The sequence below is a fragment of the Salinibacterium hongtaonis genome (assembly GCF_003065485.1).
Taxonomy (GTDB): Bacteria; Actinomycetota; Actinomycetes; order Actinomycetales; family Microbacteriaceae; genus Homoserinimonas; species Homoserinimonas hongtaonis.
On record NZ_CP026951.1, the window covers coordinates 1,150,496 to 1,165,919 of the forward strand.

A 15,424-nucleotide genomic window follows, 5' to 3' on the forward strand; every position below is an offset into this window, starting at 1 on the left:
CCGACATGGTACGTCGGCCGTGCGTGCGCTGCGCTCAGCAGCCATCCAGGCGGTTCAGCGAAAGTCACGCGACGAGGTGCGCACGGGCATTCTCAGTTGTTCAAACCGGTCCGCGACCAGATTGATGACGCCATCGGAGGAGCGTTCGAGGATGCCCCGCACAAGAAGCGCAGGGGATTCCCGCGCAACACGGCGGTACCGGGTCCAGACCCCGACGCTGGCGATTACGTTCAGGATGCCGGTTTCGTCCTCGAGGTTCAGAAACGTCATGCCGCTGGCCGTTTGTGGCCGTTGCCGATGGGTGACGACCCCGGCGACTTCGATGCGCCGTCCAGACTCCGCGCCCTCCAGCCGTTCGATGGGCAGCACCCCCCGGGGGGTGAGCACCTCGCGCACATGCCGCATCGGGTGATCATCGGTCGATATCCCTGTCGCCCACAGGTCGTAGGCCACCTGCTCCGCCGGTGACAGCATGGGAAGCAGCGGCGGCTGGATGCTCATGCCACTGCCGGGCAAAAACCCCGGCTTCTCCTGGGCGGCTGCCCCGGCATCCCACAGCGCCTCCCGACGAGTCATGCCGAGGGAGTCGAAGGCACCGGCGGAGGCGAGCGCCTCAAGCTGGTCGGCGTTCAGGCCGACGCGCCGGGAAAGATCGGCGAGGTCGGCAAAGTTGCCACCCTCCGCCCGCTCGGCCACGATGCGCTGAGCCAGGGCTGTGCCGATGCTGGTTACCTCGGCCAAGCCCAGCCGCACGGCGAATGAACCGTCGCGCCGGTGCTCAAGGGTGTCGCTGGGGGTTGCCCGGTCAAACGGGCCGATCGGCGGCTGTTCAAAGCTCGCGCAGGCGTCGGCTCCTGTTACTCCGGCCGCGCCGGGCAACGATTCGAGCGTCGCCTCGGCATCGGAGAGCAGGATGTCGGGCCGCAGCACCTGCACGCCGTGGCGGCGGGCATCGGCCACGAGGGTCTGTGGCGAGTAGAAGCCCATGGGCTGAGCTCTGAGAAGCGCCGCGAGAAAAGCGGCAGGGTAGTGGAGCTTGAGCCACGAGCTCGCGTAGACAAGCACGGCAAAACTCAGCGAATGTGACTCGGCGAATCCAAAGTTAGCGAAGGCCTCGATGCGGGTGTAGATGCCGTCGGCCACATCGTCGGTGATGCCGTTCTCTGCCATCCCCGCATACAGCTTGGCCTTGAGGGTTTCGATGCGCTCGATGCCGCGCTTGGACCCCATCGCTCGGCGCAGTAGGTCGGCGTCTTCTGCGGTGCATCCGCCGACCGCGACCGCCATCTGCATGAGCTGCTCTTGAAAGAGAGGAACCCCCAGAGTGCGCTTCAGAACCGGTTCGAGTAGCGGGTGCAGGTAGTCGACTGCCTCCTCGCCTGTCCTCCGCCGAATGTAGGGGTGGACGGCCCCGCCCTGAATCGGTCCGGGGCGAATAAGGGCGATCTCCACGACGAGGTCATAGAAGCACCGAGGCTTGAGCCGGGGCAGGGTCGCGAGCTGGGCACGACTCTCCACCTGAAAGACGCCGACGGCATCCGCCCGACACAGCATGTCGTAGACGCCCTGCTCCTCGCGGGGAATCGATTCGATCGTCCACCTCTCGCCCAGCTTCTCGTCGATGAGATCGAATGCGTATTGCAGGGCGGCGAGCATCCCGAGCCCCAAAAGGTCGAACTTGACCAGGCCCATCCACTCGCAGTCATCCTTGTCCCATTGCAGAACCGTGCGGTTCTCCATGCGGGCATGCTCGATGGGGCACACCTCTCCCACGGGGCGCTCCGTGAGCACCATGCCGCCGGAGTGGATGCCCAGGTGCCGTGGCGCTGTGAGTAGCTGGTCGGCGAGGGAGAGCACGGAGGCGGGGATGCCCCCCTCTGGTGCCTCGACCGAACCCCAGCGTTCTACCTGCTTCGACCAGGCATCCTGCTGCCCCTGGCTGAACCCCAGAGCCTTCGCCATGTCGCGCACGGCGTTCTTGGGGCGATAGCTGATCACGTTGGCCACCTGGGCGGCATTACGGCGCCCGTACTTCTCGTAGACGTACTGGATTACCTCCTCGCGGCGATCGGAGTCGAAGTCGACGTCGATGTCGGGCTCCTCCTCTCGCAGGCTTGAGAGAAAACGCTCGAACGGCAGCCCGTAGAAAATCGAATCGACCGCGGTTATGCCGAGCACATAACAAATGGCCGAGTTCGCTGCGGATCCACGTCCCTGGCAGAGGATGCCGCGGCTGCGGGCAAAACACACGATGTCGAAGACGATTAAGAAGTAGCCGGGAAAGTTTTTCGCCTCGATCACAGCGAGTTCCTTCTCGAGTCGGGCATGGACGGCGGCGTCGGCGTTCGGATACTTCTCGGGCAGTCGCTGCTGCACAAGTTCCCTCAGCCACGACATTGAGGTGTGGCCCTCGGGAACCTCCTGTTTGGGCAGCTGGGGCCTGGCCGCCCGCAGGCTGAACGCGAGGTCGTCGGCGAGCTCGACAGTGCGCGCAACCGCGCCGGGGTAGCGAGAGAAACGCTCGGCCATTTCGGCCCCGCTGCGCAGGTGGGCTCCGTCGGATGCCGGTAGCCAGGCATCCATATCGTCGAGGCTGCGGCGGGCGCGAACGGCGGCGATGGCCGAGGCCAGTGGGTGTTCCTCGGGGGTTGCATAGTGCACATTGCCGGTCGCGATGTAGGGCAGCCCTGCCTGCGCAGCGATGCGAGCCAGGGTGTCGTTGTGATCGCTGTCGAGGGGGCCGCCGTGGTCGATGAGTTCGACGACCACATTGTCGTGGCCGAAGAGGTCGACGAGTCGGGCGACCTCGCGGGCGGCCCCTGCCTCGCCTTCGTCGACAAGGGCTCGTCGCACCGCGCCCTTGCGGCAGCCCGTGAGTACAATCCAGTGACCATCGGATGCCGCGGCCAGCTCATTGAGGTCATAGACGGGGCGTCCCTTCTCTGCCCCGGAGGCAAGCTGCGCACTCGTGATCGCCCCTGCCAGCCGGTGATAGCCCTCCTCTTTGCGGGCAAGCACCACGAGGTGGTGGCCCTCAGGGTCCGCCCTGCCATTCTGTGGCGCGCTCAGCCCGAGGGAGAGTTCCGCGCCGAACACGGTAGCCAGCCCCTGGTTCTCCGCAGCCTCGGCCATCCGCACGATCCCATAGAGGCCATCGTGGTCGGTGAGGGCAAGCCCGTGCAGTCCGAGTCGAACGGCCTCATTAACGAGCGACTGGGGGGAGGATGCGCCGTCGAGAAAGCTGAAGTGCGAGTGGATGTGCAGCTCGGCATAGGGCACGGTCGCACCGAGGGGTGCCGCGGCCGGCAGCTGCGAGGCTGGGGGCTGAGCAGTCGGTTCCTTTCGCCGTTCAGCGCGGCGGGGCAGATGCGCCTCGCCCGAGAGCGCGCGCTCAAGCTCGGCCCAGGTCACCGGTGGGTTATTCCAGCCCATCGCGTTGTCCTCCTTTCGTGTGGTGTTCGTTCTGGAGGGGGCGGCTCACTTCGCGTCAGTCATAGCGGGCCTCCACCCGCCAGAGGTGCTGCTCGAGCAGCAGTAGCCATCCCTCCCCGTGTTCGTCAACGAGTTGGAACCGGTCGATTCGGCGGGCTCGCGCCGGATCCCACCAGCGCTGTCGAATGGGCCACGGCCCAGCCCATGCCGTCACCCTCTGTCGCCGGTTCTCCGCGAGCGAGAGCCAGGCGGGGTCGCCGCTCACCCTGCCGCGCCGGTCGACATCGACGGTGCTGCCATCGCTGGCCAGAACGTTCGCCGGGAGGGGAGGCTCATAGACCGTCGCAGGAGCCGGGGCGGGCAGACTGCCGGGCCAGGGGCGATCGGCAGCCAGGCGTGCGGCAGGGGGCGGGGCGTCTCCCCAGGGCACGAGAACCCGGCGTTCTGTGAGCATCCTGCCTCCGCCCGGCACCGCAGTAAGCACGGCATCATGCCCGAGCATGCTTTGGATGCGCGAGAGGCCGTGATGGATGCGCTCGTCCGGGCTGCGCCCCCATAGCCCTTCTTCGTGGTTGCCGATCGCGTCGACATGGGTCGGGCTAATGGTTACGCGGGAGACGGGAGCCTCAAGCCCCGTATCGATACCGTCGCCCTGCAGTTGCCAGCGAACCCTGTCGACGACATCGGCAGGGGTGAAGTAGCGGGGGTGGCTCCATTCCCGCTCGGAGCCGCCAGAACCCTCCGTCGTGATGTGCACGCGAATTCCTGTGCAGACGAGACCTGCCGCCGTGAACCCGCTCGCGAATCGATCGGCGACGGCCCGGAGAGCGAATGCGATCTGGTCGATTCGGTCGAGCGGCGGCTCACAATCGATCTGCACATCGAAGTCGAGCGGGGGAACGCGCGGAACGACGATCCTGTGATCGAGGCCAGCGGCCCGCTCGTGGGCGCGCGCGCCGGATTCTCCGAATCGTGCGCGGACATCGGTAGACGAGAGCGCGGCAAAGTCGCCAAGGGTGCGGGCGCCGAGCTTGCGAAGCAGCGCCGTCAGGTCTCCATCGCCCACGGTCTCGATCGGCAGGGGAGCGAGAAAGGCGGGGGATGCTCCCGGCGGCACGATGAGAACACGGTGGCCTTCGGCGCCGCTGGGGGGTGCAGAAGGCGCTGCACTCGTCACAGGCACCGCACGGTAGGCGGCCTGCTCGGCGGCGAACCGGCTGTCGGCGATGCCGATGGATGCTGGGGGGCTGCCCTCGGCGAGCATCCGGTCGAGAAGCGCTGTTGCAGCGGGGAGCTCGCCCCCGTAGTAGCGGGCGGCTCCTCTGGCGCGCACAGCGCAGAGCCCCGGCCTGATGGGCTCGACGCCGGGGATGATCTCCTCGATGCTGCTGATGACCGGCTCGAAGGCGCGGGCGTCAGCCTCGGCATTGTAGGGGGTGATCGTGAGGTCAGGGCAGCGCAACTGGGCTTCGCGCACTCGGAGTCCGCGGCGCACACCATCGCGGCGGGCTTCTGCTGAGCATGCGATAACGAAGCCTTTATCGATAATGGCTACGGCAGCGGTGGGGGAGAGCCCTTCGGTTGCTCTTGCCGCTTCAACGGGCCAGTCGGCGAACCAGACCACCATGGAGCGGGCAATGGAGGCAGTCATCAGCCCACGAGTTCTGGGGCGAGGCGAAGCCCCATAGGATGCGGTGCAGTTGGTACGGCTGCATCAGGCATTGCCGCGCCAGGCACGGCTGCCGCAGTCGCCCCGGTTCCGCTGGTTGGGGCGAAGGGAAGGATGAGCGTGCGGGTGCGGGAGCGCCCATCGCGCCCGCCAACCTCAACGCGCATTAGCCGTCCGGCAAGGCGCCCGTGGCCGTTACCGATTCCCGACCAGGTGCTCGCGGTGGCCCGAATGCTCGCATCGGCTCCTGGCCACTCGCCGAGCACAATGAGAGTGCTCTCGCGCTGGCGCAGGCGTGCCGCAAGGCGTGAGGCCTCGGCGGGGGCGATGCGGGGAGGGGCTGCGGCTACGACGACGCCGAGAACGTCTGTCATGGCGGCGGCGACAGAGAGCCAGCGGGAGCCGGGCTGGGGCACAAGCACCAGGCGGGAGAGGTCAATGCCCAGCTCCGCCGCTGCCTCAGTGCTGAGGGTGGGCACCCCCAGAACACCGCACCACGAACCCTGTTGGGAGGGGCCTGCGAGCAGGGCTAGGGCGAGGCTGGTTGACCCTGTTACCGAGTAGGTAGCACCGGCCCGAAGGCCGTGGGGGAGAATGCTGCGCAGCCCATCGAGCACAGGAAGCATGATGTCGGGCAGCTTGGTCGCCTGCATCTGGCGGATGCGCGCCTGCAGCTCCGACACCGCGGTGGGCATCGAAGTGGGGCGAGAACCCGCAAGAAGAGTCATACATCAATGTTCGAACACATGTTCGAATAAAGCAACCACAAGAACGGCTCAGCTTTGGGCGCAACGCTCTCTGGAGTCTCGAAAATCGGCCCACTCTAGGGCAAGCTAGGCGGGTGACCGCCGTAGAGACACAGCGCCCCGTCCTCAGCCGCAAACTTCTGCCTGCAGCGTTCATCTCGCTCTCAGCGTTTTTGCTCTTCGGCGTCCAAACCCCGTTCGGGTATGCGGCGCTCGCCGCAGGGCTCATTGTCGGGTTTGTGGTTGATCGTGAGCTGTTCAAGCACCTCGCACTCATTGCGGCCGGTCTGCTCATCATTAGCCTGGTTCCCCTCAATGCCGACCTCAGCATCGGCCACATGGTGGCGATGGGTGCTGCTCTTGCGCTCGCTGTTGCTGTGCCGTGGCTCGTATCCCGCTATGTATATCGCGAGCGAATCATCCGCTTTCCCATGTTTACAGGGGAGTCGTGGTCGCTTACGGCTCGGCTCTATCTCGTCGGCGTTGTTGTGCTCGGATACCTGATTCTGCCGGTGTACCTCATCAGCACTGGTGTGTATCACAACTGGCCCGATGCCTCAGAAGATCCCACGATCTTCTGGCGGCTGTTTCTCGGCGTCAACGCCGTCGGCATTTGGGATGAGCTCTTCTTTATCTGCACGGCCTTCACGCTTTTGCGACGGCACTTTCCCGACTGGCTCGCCAATGTCCTCACGGCGGTCATGTTCTCGTCGTTTCTGTGGGAGATCGGCTACGAAGCGTGGGGCCCGTTGCTGACGTTCCCGTTCGCCCTTCTCCAGGGCTACACGTTCAAGCTCACCAAGTCGTTCACCTATGTCGTGTCGGTCCACCTGCTCTTTGACCTGGTGCTGTTTCTCGCGCTCGTGCATGCTCACGACCGCTCCTTTCTGCCCATCTTCATATACTGAGCCCCATGACCATCCAGCGGGGGCCCGCAAGCGCGGATGCCGCGGGCGATACAGAGCTCGCCGAACGAACGCACGCGCGGCTCGGCAGCCGCCACCCCGTTGTCGCGGTTGCGACAGTCACGAGCTCGGGGGCACGGACGGCCGCTCTGGGAACACCTCTCACGTCGCGGTTCGAGATCGGGTCGATCACTAAGGCAGTCACGGGGCTCCTTTATATGGATGCGGTGGAGCGCGCCGAGGTAAGGCCGGCAACGACGCTCGGCGAGCTGCTGCCGCTGGGGGAGTGCCCCGCTGCCGGGGTAACGCTGGCCTCCCTCGCGACGCACACCTCGGGTCTGCCTCGTCTCGCTCCCTCGCGCGATGTGGTGCGTCGCAGTTGGAATCTCATGCGCAGGGGCACTAATCCCTATGGCGACACGCTGGATGAGTTGGTTGTTGGCGCTCGCCGAGCCACAGTGCGCCCCGCGCGGTATCCCCGCTATTCCAATCTGGGCTTCGAGCTGCTCGGCCATGCGGTGGCGAGCGCGGCGGGCACCGACTATGCGGCGCTGCTTCGTGATCGCATCGCTGACCCGCTCGGTCTCGAATCTTTTGCCGCACTTTCCGGGTCGGCGGATCTCACCGAGAGCGACCTGATGGGCAGGAATTCGCGGGGCAAGATCATGGAGGCATGGACGGGTGAGGCGATTGCGCCGGCTGGCGGCATCCGTTCGACGATTGGTGACATGGGAGACCTGGCGGCCGCGCTTCTCAATGGTTCGGCGGCAGGCATGCTTGCGCTCGAACCTGCTGCGTCGATGTCGAGCCCCGCCATGAAAATCGGTGCAGCCTGGATCACGCTCGAGTCGAAGGGCCGGATTATTACCTGGCATAACGGTGGCACGGGTGGGTTCTGCGCCTGGATGGGCCTGGATCGCGAGGCCCATGTCGGCGTTGTCATTCTTTCTGCGACGGCCATCCCTGTTGACCGTTACGGATTCGATTTGCTCGCAGAACTGTCCGAGCCCTCATTACCTGAGTAAGATTTAGCTTCGTTCCGCCGCCCATACACTATTTGAGGGGATTTTCGACCGCCCGGTCGCCCCTTCCAGTGTGGGAAAGGAACAGAATGGGCCACGAGTCCGACCAGAAGTTGCAGCAATGGAGCGAGCGCGAGACGGTGGCAGAGGCCATCATTCCCCTGGTCGGGAAGCTCTATCGCCAGAACGGTGTCGTCACCTCCATTCATGGCCGTCGGCTCCTCAACAAGTCCGCGATCGGGGTGCTCAAGGCGCACAGCCACAGCCGTCAGGGTGCCGCATTCGCCCTCGACGTCGAAGACACCCTTCCCATTCTTCAGACGCTCGTCGGACTGGGTCTCGGCCCTGCATCCATCGACGTAGGAACGCTTCTTGAGCGCTACCGCGAAAGCGACGCCGACCTCGAGACCTTTCTTCGTTCTGAGCTTGCCCCGGTTGTTGATGTCAACGAGAAGAACTCGCCCGACCCTGTCGACGTCGTTCTCTATGGTTTCGGACGCATCGGCCGGCTTTTGGCCCGCATCCTCATCGCCCATGCTGCGGGAGGCAGTGGCCTTCGCTTGCGTGCGATCGTCGTGCGCAAGGGGTCAGAGAACGACCTCATCAAGCGGGCTAGCCTGCTGCGCCGCGACTCGGTTCACGGGCCGTTCGAAGGCACGATCGAGATCGACGAAGAGAACAACACGATCCTCGCCAACGGCAACCTCATCCAGGTGATCTACTCGAACAGCCCCGCCGAGGTCGACTACACCAAGTACGGCATCACTAACGCGATCGTTGCCGACAACACGGGCAAGTGGCGTGACGCAGAGGGTCTCTCGCAGCACCTCAAGTGCCCCGGAGTCGCCCGCGTTCTGCTGACGGCTCCCGGTAAGGGTGATCTCAAGAACATCGTTCACGGCATCAACCACGACACGATTACAGATGCTGACCGCATTCTCTCTGCCGCATCCTGCACCACCAACGCCATCACCCCCGTGCTCAAGGCGATCAACGACAAGTACGGCATCCTGAACGGGCATGTCGAGACCGTTCACTCGTTTACCAACGACCAGAACCTCATCGACAACTTCCACAACGGCGATCGCCGCGGGCGCTCCGCTGCTCTCAACATGGTCATCACCGAGACGGGTGCCGCCAAGGCTGTTGCCAAGGCTCTTCCCGAGCTCGCGGGCAAGCTCACGGGCAACGCCATCCGCGTTCCGACGCCCAATGTCTCGCTCGCTATTCTCAACCTCAACCTTGAGAATGAAGCGGATAAGGATGAGGTCAACGCCTATCTGCGCGACCTCGCCCTGCACTCGGTTCTGCGCCAGCAGATCGACTATGTCGAATCAGCAGAGATCGTCTCCACCGACTTCGTGGGTTCGAGCCGCGCTGGCATCGTCGATGGTCTTGCGACCCTGAGCACGGGCAACTCTCTCGTGCTCTACGTCTGGTACGACAACGAGTTCGGCTACAGCCGTCAGGTGATTCGCGTGCTGGAGACCCTGGCGGGCAATCACCCGCTGGTGTTCCCCGAGCGCAAATCGGTCTCCGCCTCTTAGCCCTGGGGTGCGGGGGTCGCTATTCCAGCGGCTCCCGCTCGTCGGCGCCGTCTCCGCGCCCTCGCAGGCGTTCCAACTCGCGGCGCTCTCGCTTGGTGGGGCGTCCAGCTCCGCGATCGCGCACGGGAGCGAGTGGCCTCTCTTCCCGCGGCGGCGGGGGCGGAGTTGTTTCGAGGTAGGCGGTTGCTGCTTCGGGAGCTCCGACGCGTTTGGCGATGAGCCGCTGCACGATAAACGTGCGGTCGAATCCGGCGATGCGCACGCGCACTTCGTCGCCGACGCGCACGGCCTGAGCAGCCTTCACCCGGTCGCCACCGAGCTTGACGTGCCCAGCGCGACAGGCGCTCGTTGCCGCGGATCGCGTCTTGTAGACCCGCACCGCCCACAGCCAGCTGTCAACCCGCACGCTTTCCATGGGTCAAGAGTAGTAGCGCGCTGGAGCTTGATCCTTTGCCGCGTTACAGTGACCACAGATGACTATGAAGCGGCGCACATTCCTTGTTGGATCGGTTTCGGGGCTCACGCTCCTCACAGTCGCGGCCTGCACGCCCGATTCGCCGCAGCCGTCTCCCTCTGCTTCACCGATTCGTTCTAAGACTCCCGAGCCGGCGGCTTTCGTACGAACGAACTGGGCGGCCGACCCGTTCTCGCGCGGGGCTCTGAGCTATCCGGCGGTCGGAACGGCGGCAGATGACCGCGAGATTCTGCGGCGGCCCATCGACGACCGGTTGTTTTTTGCGGGCGAGCACACCGCCGAGACCGCCCCGGCGACCGTTCAAGGCGCCCGCGCGTCGGGCAGAAGCGTCGCGTTCGACGTGATGTCGATTGCCGAGCCGGGGGAGCGCATCGCCATCGTCGGAGCGGGCATCGCTGGCGCAACTGCGGCCCGCATCCTCGTCGACTCGGGCTACGACGTCGTGGTCATCGAGGGGCGTGACCGGCTCGGCGGCAGAGTCTCCACCTTGAATGGCGATGACTGGCCGTTCCCCCTGGAGCTGGGGGCCGATGTCATCTCGGCGCTCGATTCCGCCGCCGTGCTTGCTGAGCTCGCCGACGCCAACATCGACGTTGTGCCGTTCACTCTTTCGCAGGAACACCGCACGGTGGCTGGCGAGGTTCTCGAGCCCAGCACGGTGGGGCAGGATGCTGTGGCGGAGGCTTTGGAATGGGCGGCCGTTCAGCCTGTCGACACGTCTCTCGCCGACGCCCTGCTCGATTCTGGGGCGGCAAATGTCGATGCCTCCGCGGGGGCAGCGGGAGTTTCGCAGGTCGATCTGCTCGAGAACTATGTGGCATCCGACGTCGTTGTCGGCACTGGGGCTGATGCCGATGAGCTCTCGGCGTGGTTCGCTTCAATCCCTGTGCTCGGCGCTGAGGGTGACGAAATGGTCGTCGGTGATTTCGAGTCCTTGATCGCGGGGATGATCGAGGGCATCACTGTGTTGCCCTCGAGCACTGTTTCGGGCGTCACTCTCACGGACAGGGGCGTGAGCCTTCGGCTGGCCAGGGGAGAGTCGTATTCGGCCGACCGCACCATCGTCACGGTTCCGCTGGGGGTGCTGCAGGCCGGAGCTATCGAGTTCGATCCGCCTCTGCCGTTTTCGCACCGCGGGGCCATCGCTGCCCTCGGCATGGGTCATCGCGACAAGATCGTCATGCGGTTCGAGACTCCGTTCTGGTCGACAGATGCATCGGCCTGGAGCGTTGTCGATGGTGACACCGATTTTCCCCTCTGGATCAACATGCTCCCGCTCATGGGCGAACCGATTCTGGTGGGCCTTATGGCGGGCGAGGCTGCAGTGCGGCTTTCGGAGTTTGGCGACCGTGAGCTTATGCAGGCTGCTCTTGTGAGCCTCGAGCCTTTTGTTGACCCTGACCTGGTGTCGCGTTCGGCTTCTCCTTCGGCTTCCCCCTCGCCCTCGAGCGCCTCCGACTGACCGCGATCAGCAGGGTAGTCGTTGAGGCAAAGATAACGACGACGGCGAGCAAGTAGAGGCCCAGCTCAAACGGAACGTCGACGAGTGACGGGTCGAGAAAAAAGTACGGGTACCAGTACACGTTCGCGCCGCGGATCATGGTGTAGACCACCCAGATTGCCGGGAAGACCAGCACCCAGCCGATCGTCGACCACGGCAGCAGCCGACCGGGGGCCACGATCCAGTCGAGCAGCGCGAGCGCGGGAATCACGAAGTGCAACAGGATGCTCGACCAGGGCGCCCAGACCGGAACCCCGCGCATGGTGCCTTCTATGAGCAGAACGCTGAACACGATTCCCGACACCGTCACATAGGCCACGGCAAGCGCCCGGAGCTGGTCGAGCGGCAGGGGATCCCGCCGCCCGGTGAGGGCGACAATGCCAGACCACACAAAGACCATTACGGCGAGAATCATGCTCTCGACCGTGAAGTAGCTAAAGAAGTTGCCGATCGCGAGAGGGCTCGTGCCGATCGTAAAGTTGATGTCGCCCACGAGGGCCACGACGCCAGTTATTGCAGTGAGCAGTCGTGCGATACCCAACACAGTGGTGTGGATGGGCATTCGACGATCCGCAGTTAGCTCTGTCGTGGGGATGGGTGGTCGTCGCGTCGGCTCAGGCGTCGACGAGCGAACCCTTCCAGCGAACGAGGGCACGCACGGTGTCGCTGGGATCGTCGGCAAGTCGGTCCATCACATCGCGGGGAACGTAATAGTTCACGGCCAACCAGCCGCGCACGGTGTCAGACGGGTCGTCGGCAAGTTCGCGCAAAACGTCGCACGATGTTCTTTCGTTGCGTGCGACGGCATTGCGAACACGCTCATCCGGGTCGTGAGCCAGGGTGGCGAGCACGTCGTCGGGCGTGTGGGGGTTGTTGGCGGCGCTTTCGCGGATGCGGGGGTTTGCGTCGGCGGCAAGAAGCCGGAGCCGGCGCAATTTGCTCTCGGTAACGGGGGGTGCTGGGTGCAAGCGGGCCACCTCTTCAGCGGTGAGCATCGAGGGAGCGAGCTCTCGCATCGCCGCCAGCTGGGCCGGGGTATTGAAGCGGATGCACGACATCTTTCGAGACTACCCCGGCCACCTCAACGCTCATATGACGCCGCGCTGCACGATATTCTCTCGTCAAGTCGATTTTGCCCTGACAGCACGGGCCCGGAATCCGATACGCTGATTGATAACGAGCCAGGGGAGGTTCACATGGTCGATGCGCCGCACTCTCACGACGGCAAGCGCCCTGACGCTGCCTCCACCAACGACGAGCCCATTGTGAGCGACACTGTCGCCGTGCCCGGTTCCTCGAGCACAACGGAGACCACTGCCCACATGGGCGCGGATTTCGAGGCGCAGCTCGCGGCCCTCAGTGGTGAGGTCAGCCGCGAGGAGCTTGAGGCTGTCGGAGCGCTTCCCTCGGGTTCCGCGCTGCTCATCGTTCGTCGTGGGCCCAATGTCGGCGCTCGTTTTCTTCTGGACTCCGATGTCACGAAGGTGGGTCGCCATCCGGATGCCGATATTTTTCTCGACGATGTCACGGTCTCGCGAAAGCACTCCGAGTTCATCCGCTCGGGAACGACCTTTGAGATTCGAGACCAGGGCTCGCTCAATGGCACCTACTTCGATGGTGTCAGGGTCGATTCTGCGACGCTTGTCGATGGTTCCGAGGTTCAGATCGGCAAGTTCCGACTGACGTTCTACGCATCGCGCTTAGACCTCGCCTCCTCGGCGGCTAGCTAAGTGGCGCGCGCCGCCGCGGCCCACGAAAAGTCGCCGAACCTGGCACTTCTCAGCATTGGGCAGGTTCTCGCACGGCTAACGGCGGAGTTCCCCGATCTCACGCCGTCCAAGCTCCGCTTTCTTGAGGAACGGCAGCTAATTTCGCCGTCTCGCACCGAGTCTGGCTATCGCAAGTTTTCTCCCGACGATGTCGAGCGGCTGCGCCTCGTGCTCACGATGCAGCGCGACAACTATCTCCCCCTCAAGGTCATCAAGTCATATCTTGATGACCTCGATGCTGGGCGGCAGCCGGAGCTTCCGGGTGGAGCATCGGTCGCCGGGCCGTCGATTCTCTCATCAGAGCGTCGATTGGGGCGCGATGAGCTGGTGCGGGCGGCCGGGGTCAGCCCTCAGCTCCTCGCCGACGCCGTTTCTGCGTCGTTGATCACTGCTTCAGACGTTTATGGCGACGATGCGCTCAAGGTGCTGACTGCTCTGGGCGAGCTCAAGCGCTCCGGCATCGAGCCTCGCCATCTCCGCAGCTTCAGAGCGGCCGCAGAGCGCGAGCTGGGCCTCATCGAGAGCGCCCTGATTCCCGTCGCGCGGCGAAAAGATGCATCCAGCAGGGCTAAGGCGAGCGAGCTTGCTCGTGAGATCGCTGGGCAACTCGAGATTGTTCGGGGAAGCCTGATTCGCGGTGCACTTTCACGACTCGACCCGTAAGCTGGGGTCATTGCTTCCGACATGCGGCGACACGCCAAATCCGTCGGCGCCCAATGCCAGGCATTCACCCGAAAGCCTCGTACCGTGGTGATAGATCAACTTCAACCAAACATTGAAAGTTAAGACTCACCCCGGCACGGCCGGCAGTGGGCGGTCACACAGCAAACGGAACCATTGTGGAAGGCATCGAGATGAGCGAACTCAGCAGTCGTAATGAGGATTCTCGTTACGATCTCGGCCTCCTGTTTACCGATGGCCTTCCCGATCTCGACGACACCTCCGGCTACCGCGGCGCCGTTGCGGCACGCGCTGCGGGCATCAGTTATCGCCAGCTGGATTACTGGGCTCGCACCGAGCTTGTGCAGCCCACTATCCGCGGCGCGGCCGGCTCCGGTTCGCAGCGCCTCTACGGCTTCCGCGACATCCTCGTGCTCAAGCTGGTCAAGCGTCTTCTTGATACCGGTATCTCGCTTCAGCAGATCCGTACCGCGGTCAACCAGCTTCGCGAAGCTGGCGTGAGCGATCTGGCGCAAACCACGCTCATGAGCGACGGCGCCAGCGTCTACCTCTGCACCTCCAACGACGAGGTCATCGACCTCGTCAACCGGGGACAGGGAGTCTTCGGCATCGCAGTGGGCAAGGTGCTCCGCGAGGTCGAGCACAGCCTGGTTGAGCTCGAGGCCGACAAGCCTGACGCAATGGACGAGCTCGCCGCTCGTCGCTCGACTCGGGCCTCCTAGAGGCGCCATGGTGGCCTCTGGGGTCACCCAGAGCCTTTGGCGCCCCTTAGACCAGTTCTGGGTAACTCAGGAGAGTCCAGCGGCGCGCATGATGCGCTCAAGCAGCTGGTCGAAGTTGCGAGCCATCTCTTCTGCGCTCTCGCCCGGCCACATGTGCAGCGGCTTCGCCGCTCCTTGTGCCTGCTGAAGCGACGTGCGCTCCGGCAGCTGGGGGCTGAGCACGAGCGGGCCGAACATGTCGCGTAGCTCTTTGATGCGGAACTGGTGCTCGAGAGACTGCACCCGGGCCCGGTTCACGATGATTCCGAGGGGCTGAAGGCGGGGGGAGAGGCCCCGTCGAATCTCCTCGATTGCGCGAAGAGCGCGGTCGGCCGCGGCGACAGAAAACAGTCCAGGCTCGGTGACTACGGCGACTCTGTCGCTGGCGGCCCAGGCCGTGCGGGTTAGAGCGTTGAGCGATGGTGCACAGTCGATCAGCACGAGGTCGTAGTCGTCTTCGACGTTGGCGAGTGCCTCCTCGAGCTTCCAGATGTCGCGGATGCTCGGGTGGGGTCCGTCAAAGTTGATCGCAGACGGGCTGCCGATTAAGACATCGATTTTGCCGGGGCGGCCGCGAGTCCAGCCGCTCGGCGCGATTGCCTGGCGCACGATCTTCTCCTTGGGAGAAGCAAGAACGTCGGCGACATTGAGTCGCCCCACGACGTTGATGTCCATGCCAGTTGAGACATCTGACTGCGGGTCGAGGTCGACCACGAGGGTCCGCAACCCCTTGGCAAATGCTGCGGAAGCGAGTCCGAGCGTGACAGTGGTCTTTCCGACTCCTCCCTTGAGGGAGCTCACGCTGAGTACATGCACAACAAGAAACCATACCTTCAGTAGGCTGTGAGCATCCACCTCTAATCAGGGGGTGTAGCTAGCGAGTGCCGAATACCAGAGTGCGCATCGCTAGCGCCAT

The 15,424-nt window shown here is 64.3% G+C and carries 14 protein-coding genes; 7 read left to right on the forward strand and 7 right to left on the reverse strand.

The window, feature by feature from the left end; genetic code table 11:
- Positions 1-54 precede the first annotated feature (54 nt).
- Genes C2138_RS05630 through imuA' form a run of 3 tightly spaced genes read right to left on the reverse strand, consistent with a single transcriptional unit; the run spans position 55 to position 5,829 of the window.
- Positions 55-3,432: an error-prone DNA polymerase gene (locus tag C2138_RS05630; protein WP_108516188.1), complete on the reverse strand. Its 3,378-nt coding sequence runs from the start codon at positions 3,430-3,432 to the stop codon at positions 55-57.
- Between the two features lie 55 nt (positions 3,433-3,487).
- Entirely contained in the window at positions 3,488-5,083 is a 1,596-nt protein-coding gene (locus C2138_RS05635) for a DNA polymerase Y family protein (protein WP_108516189.1), read from the reverse strand.
- Positions 5,083-5,829, reverse strand: a complete 747-nt coding sequence (imuA', locus tag C2138_RS13610; protein ID WP_159078153.1) for a DnaE2-dependent mutagenesis accessory factor ImuA' — start codon at positions 5,827-5,829, stop codon at positions 5,083-5,085. The genes C2138_RS05635 and imuA' overlap by 1 nt, the downstream gene beginning before the upstream one ends.
- 113 nt (positions 5,830-5,942) lie before the next feature.
- On the opposite strand from imuA', the gene C2138_RS05645 reads away from it, so the two are divergent.
- The 3 genes from C2138_RS05645 to C2138_RS05655 all read left to right on the forward strand — a co-directional run bounded on the left by C2138_RS05645 (position 5,943) and on the right by C2138_RS05655 (position 9,321).
- Entirely contained in the window at positions 5,943-6,755 is an 813-nt protein-coding gene (locus tag C2138_RS05645; protein WP_108516191.1) for a CPBP family intramembrane glutamic endopeptidase, read from the forward strand.
- Between the two features lie 5 nt (positions 6,756-6,760).
- The gene (locus tag C2138_RS05650) at positions 6,761-7,777 is read left to right on the forward strand and encodes a serine hydrolase domain-containing protein (RefSeq protein ID WP_108516192.1); all 1,017 of its coding nucleotides are present in this window, start codon (positions 6,761-6,763) and stop codon (positions 7,775-7,777) included.
- A gap of 86 nt (positions 7,778-7,863) precedes the next feature.
- On the forward strand, positions 7,864-9,321 hold the full coding sequence (locus tag C2138_RS05655) for a glyceraldehyde-3-phosphate dehydrogenase (RefSeq protein ID WP_108516194.1): 1,458 nt from the start codon (positions 7,864-7,866) through the stop codon (positions 9,319-9,321).
- Between the two features lie 19 nt (positions 9,322-9,340).
- Here the strand turns inward: C2138_RS05655 and C2138_RS05660 are convergent, their stop codons facing one another.
- Complete coding sequence (locus C2138_RS05660) at positions 9,341-9,736, reverse strand: RNA-binding S4 domain-containing protein (RefSeq protein ID WP_108516196.1); 396 nt, start codon at positions 9,734-9,736, stop codon at positions 9,341-9,343.
- Positions 9,737-9,794: 58 nt separating this feature from the next.
- On the opposite strand from C2138_RS05660, the gene C2138_RS05665 reads away from it, so the two are divergent.
- A complete protein-coding gene (locus C2138_RS05665) occupies positions 9,795-11,258 on the forward strand; it encodes a flavin monoamine oxidase family protein (RefSeq protein WP_108516198.1) in 1,464 nt (487 codons plus the stop codon).
- On the opposite strand, the gene C2138_RS05670 is transcribed toward C2138_RS05665, so the two are convergent.
- Both C2138_RS05670 and C2138_RS05675 read right to left on the reverse strand, forming a co-directional pair.
- The gene (locus C2138_RS05670; RefSeq protein WP_108516199.1) at positions 11,152-11,859 is read right to left on the reverse strand and encodes a Pr6Pr family membrane protein; all 708 of its coding nucleotides are present in this window, start codon (positions 11,857-11,859) and stop codon (positions 11,152-11,154) included. The genes C2138_RS05665 and C2138_RS05670 overlap by 107 nt on opposite strands.
- A 52-nt stretch (positions 11,860-11,911) precedes the next feature.
- Positions 11,912-12,355 (reverse strand): beta/alpha barrel domain-containing protein, encoded by a 444-nt coding sequence (locus C2138_RS05675; RefSeq protein WP_108516201.1) that lies wholly within the window; start codon positions 12,353-12,355, stop codon positions 11,912-11,914.
- Positions 12,356-12,493: 138 nt separating this feature from the next.
- Here C2138_RS05675 and C2138_RS05680 point away from each other — a divergent pair, with 138 nt between their 5' ends.
- From C2138_RS05680 to C2138_RS05690, 3 genes are all read left to right on the forward strand, one after another.
- The gene (locus C2138_RS05680; RefSeq protein WP_108516203.1) at positions 12,494-13,027 is read left to right on the forward strand and encodes an FHA domain-containing protein; all 534 of its coding nucleotides are present in this window, start codon (positions 12,494-12,496) and stop codon (positions 13,025-13,027) included.
- On the forward strand, positions 13,028-13,729 hold the full coding sequence (gene ftsR, locus C2138_RS05685) for a transcriptional regulator FtsR (RefSeq protein ID WP_108516205.1): 702 nt from the start codon (positions 13,028-13,030) through the stop codon (positions 13,727-13,729). It abuts the gene before it with no gap.
- A gap of 191 nt (positions 13,730-13,920) precedes the next feature.
- On the forward strand, positions 13,921-14,469 hold the full coding sequence (locus tag C2138_RS05690; RefSeq protein ID WP_108518855.1) for a MerR family transcriptional regulator: 549 nt from the start codon (positions 13,921-13,923) through the stop codon (positions 14,467-14,469).
- 66 nt (positions 14,470-14,535) lie between these two features.
- Here C2138_RS05690 and C2138_RS05695 read toward each other — a convergent pair whose 3' ends face one another.
- Positions 14,536-15,324: a ParA family protein gene (locus tag C2138_RS05695; protein ID WP_108518857.1), complete on the reverse strand. Its 789-nt coding sequence runs from the start codon at positions 15,322-15,324 to the stop codon at positions 14,536-14,538.
- Positions 15,325-15,424: the final 100 nt, after the last annotated feature.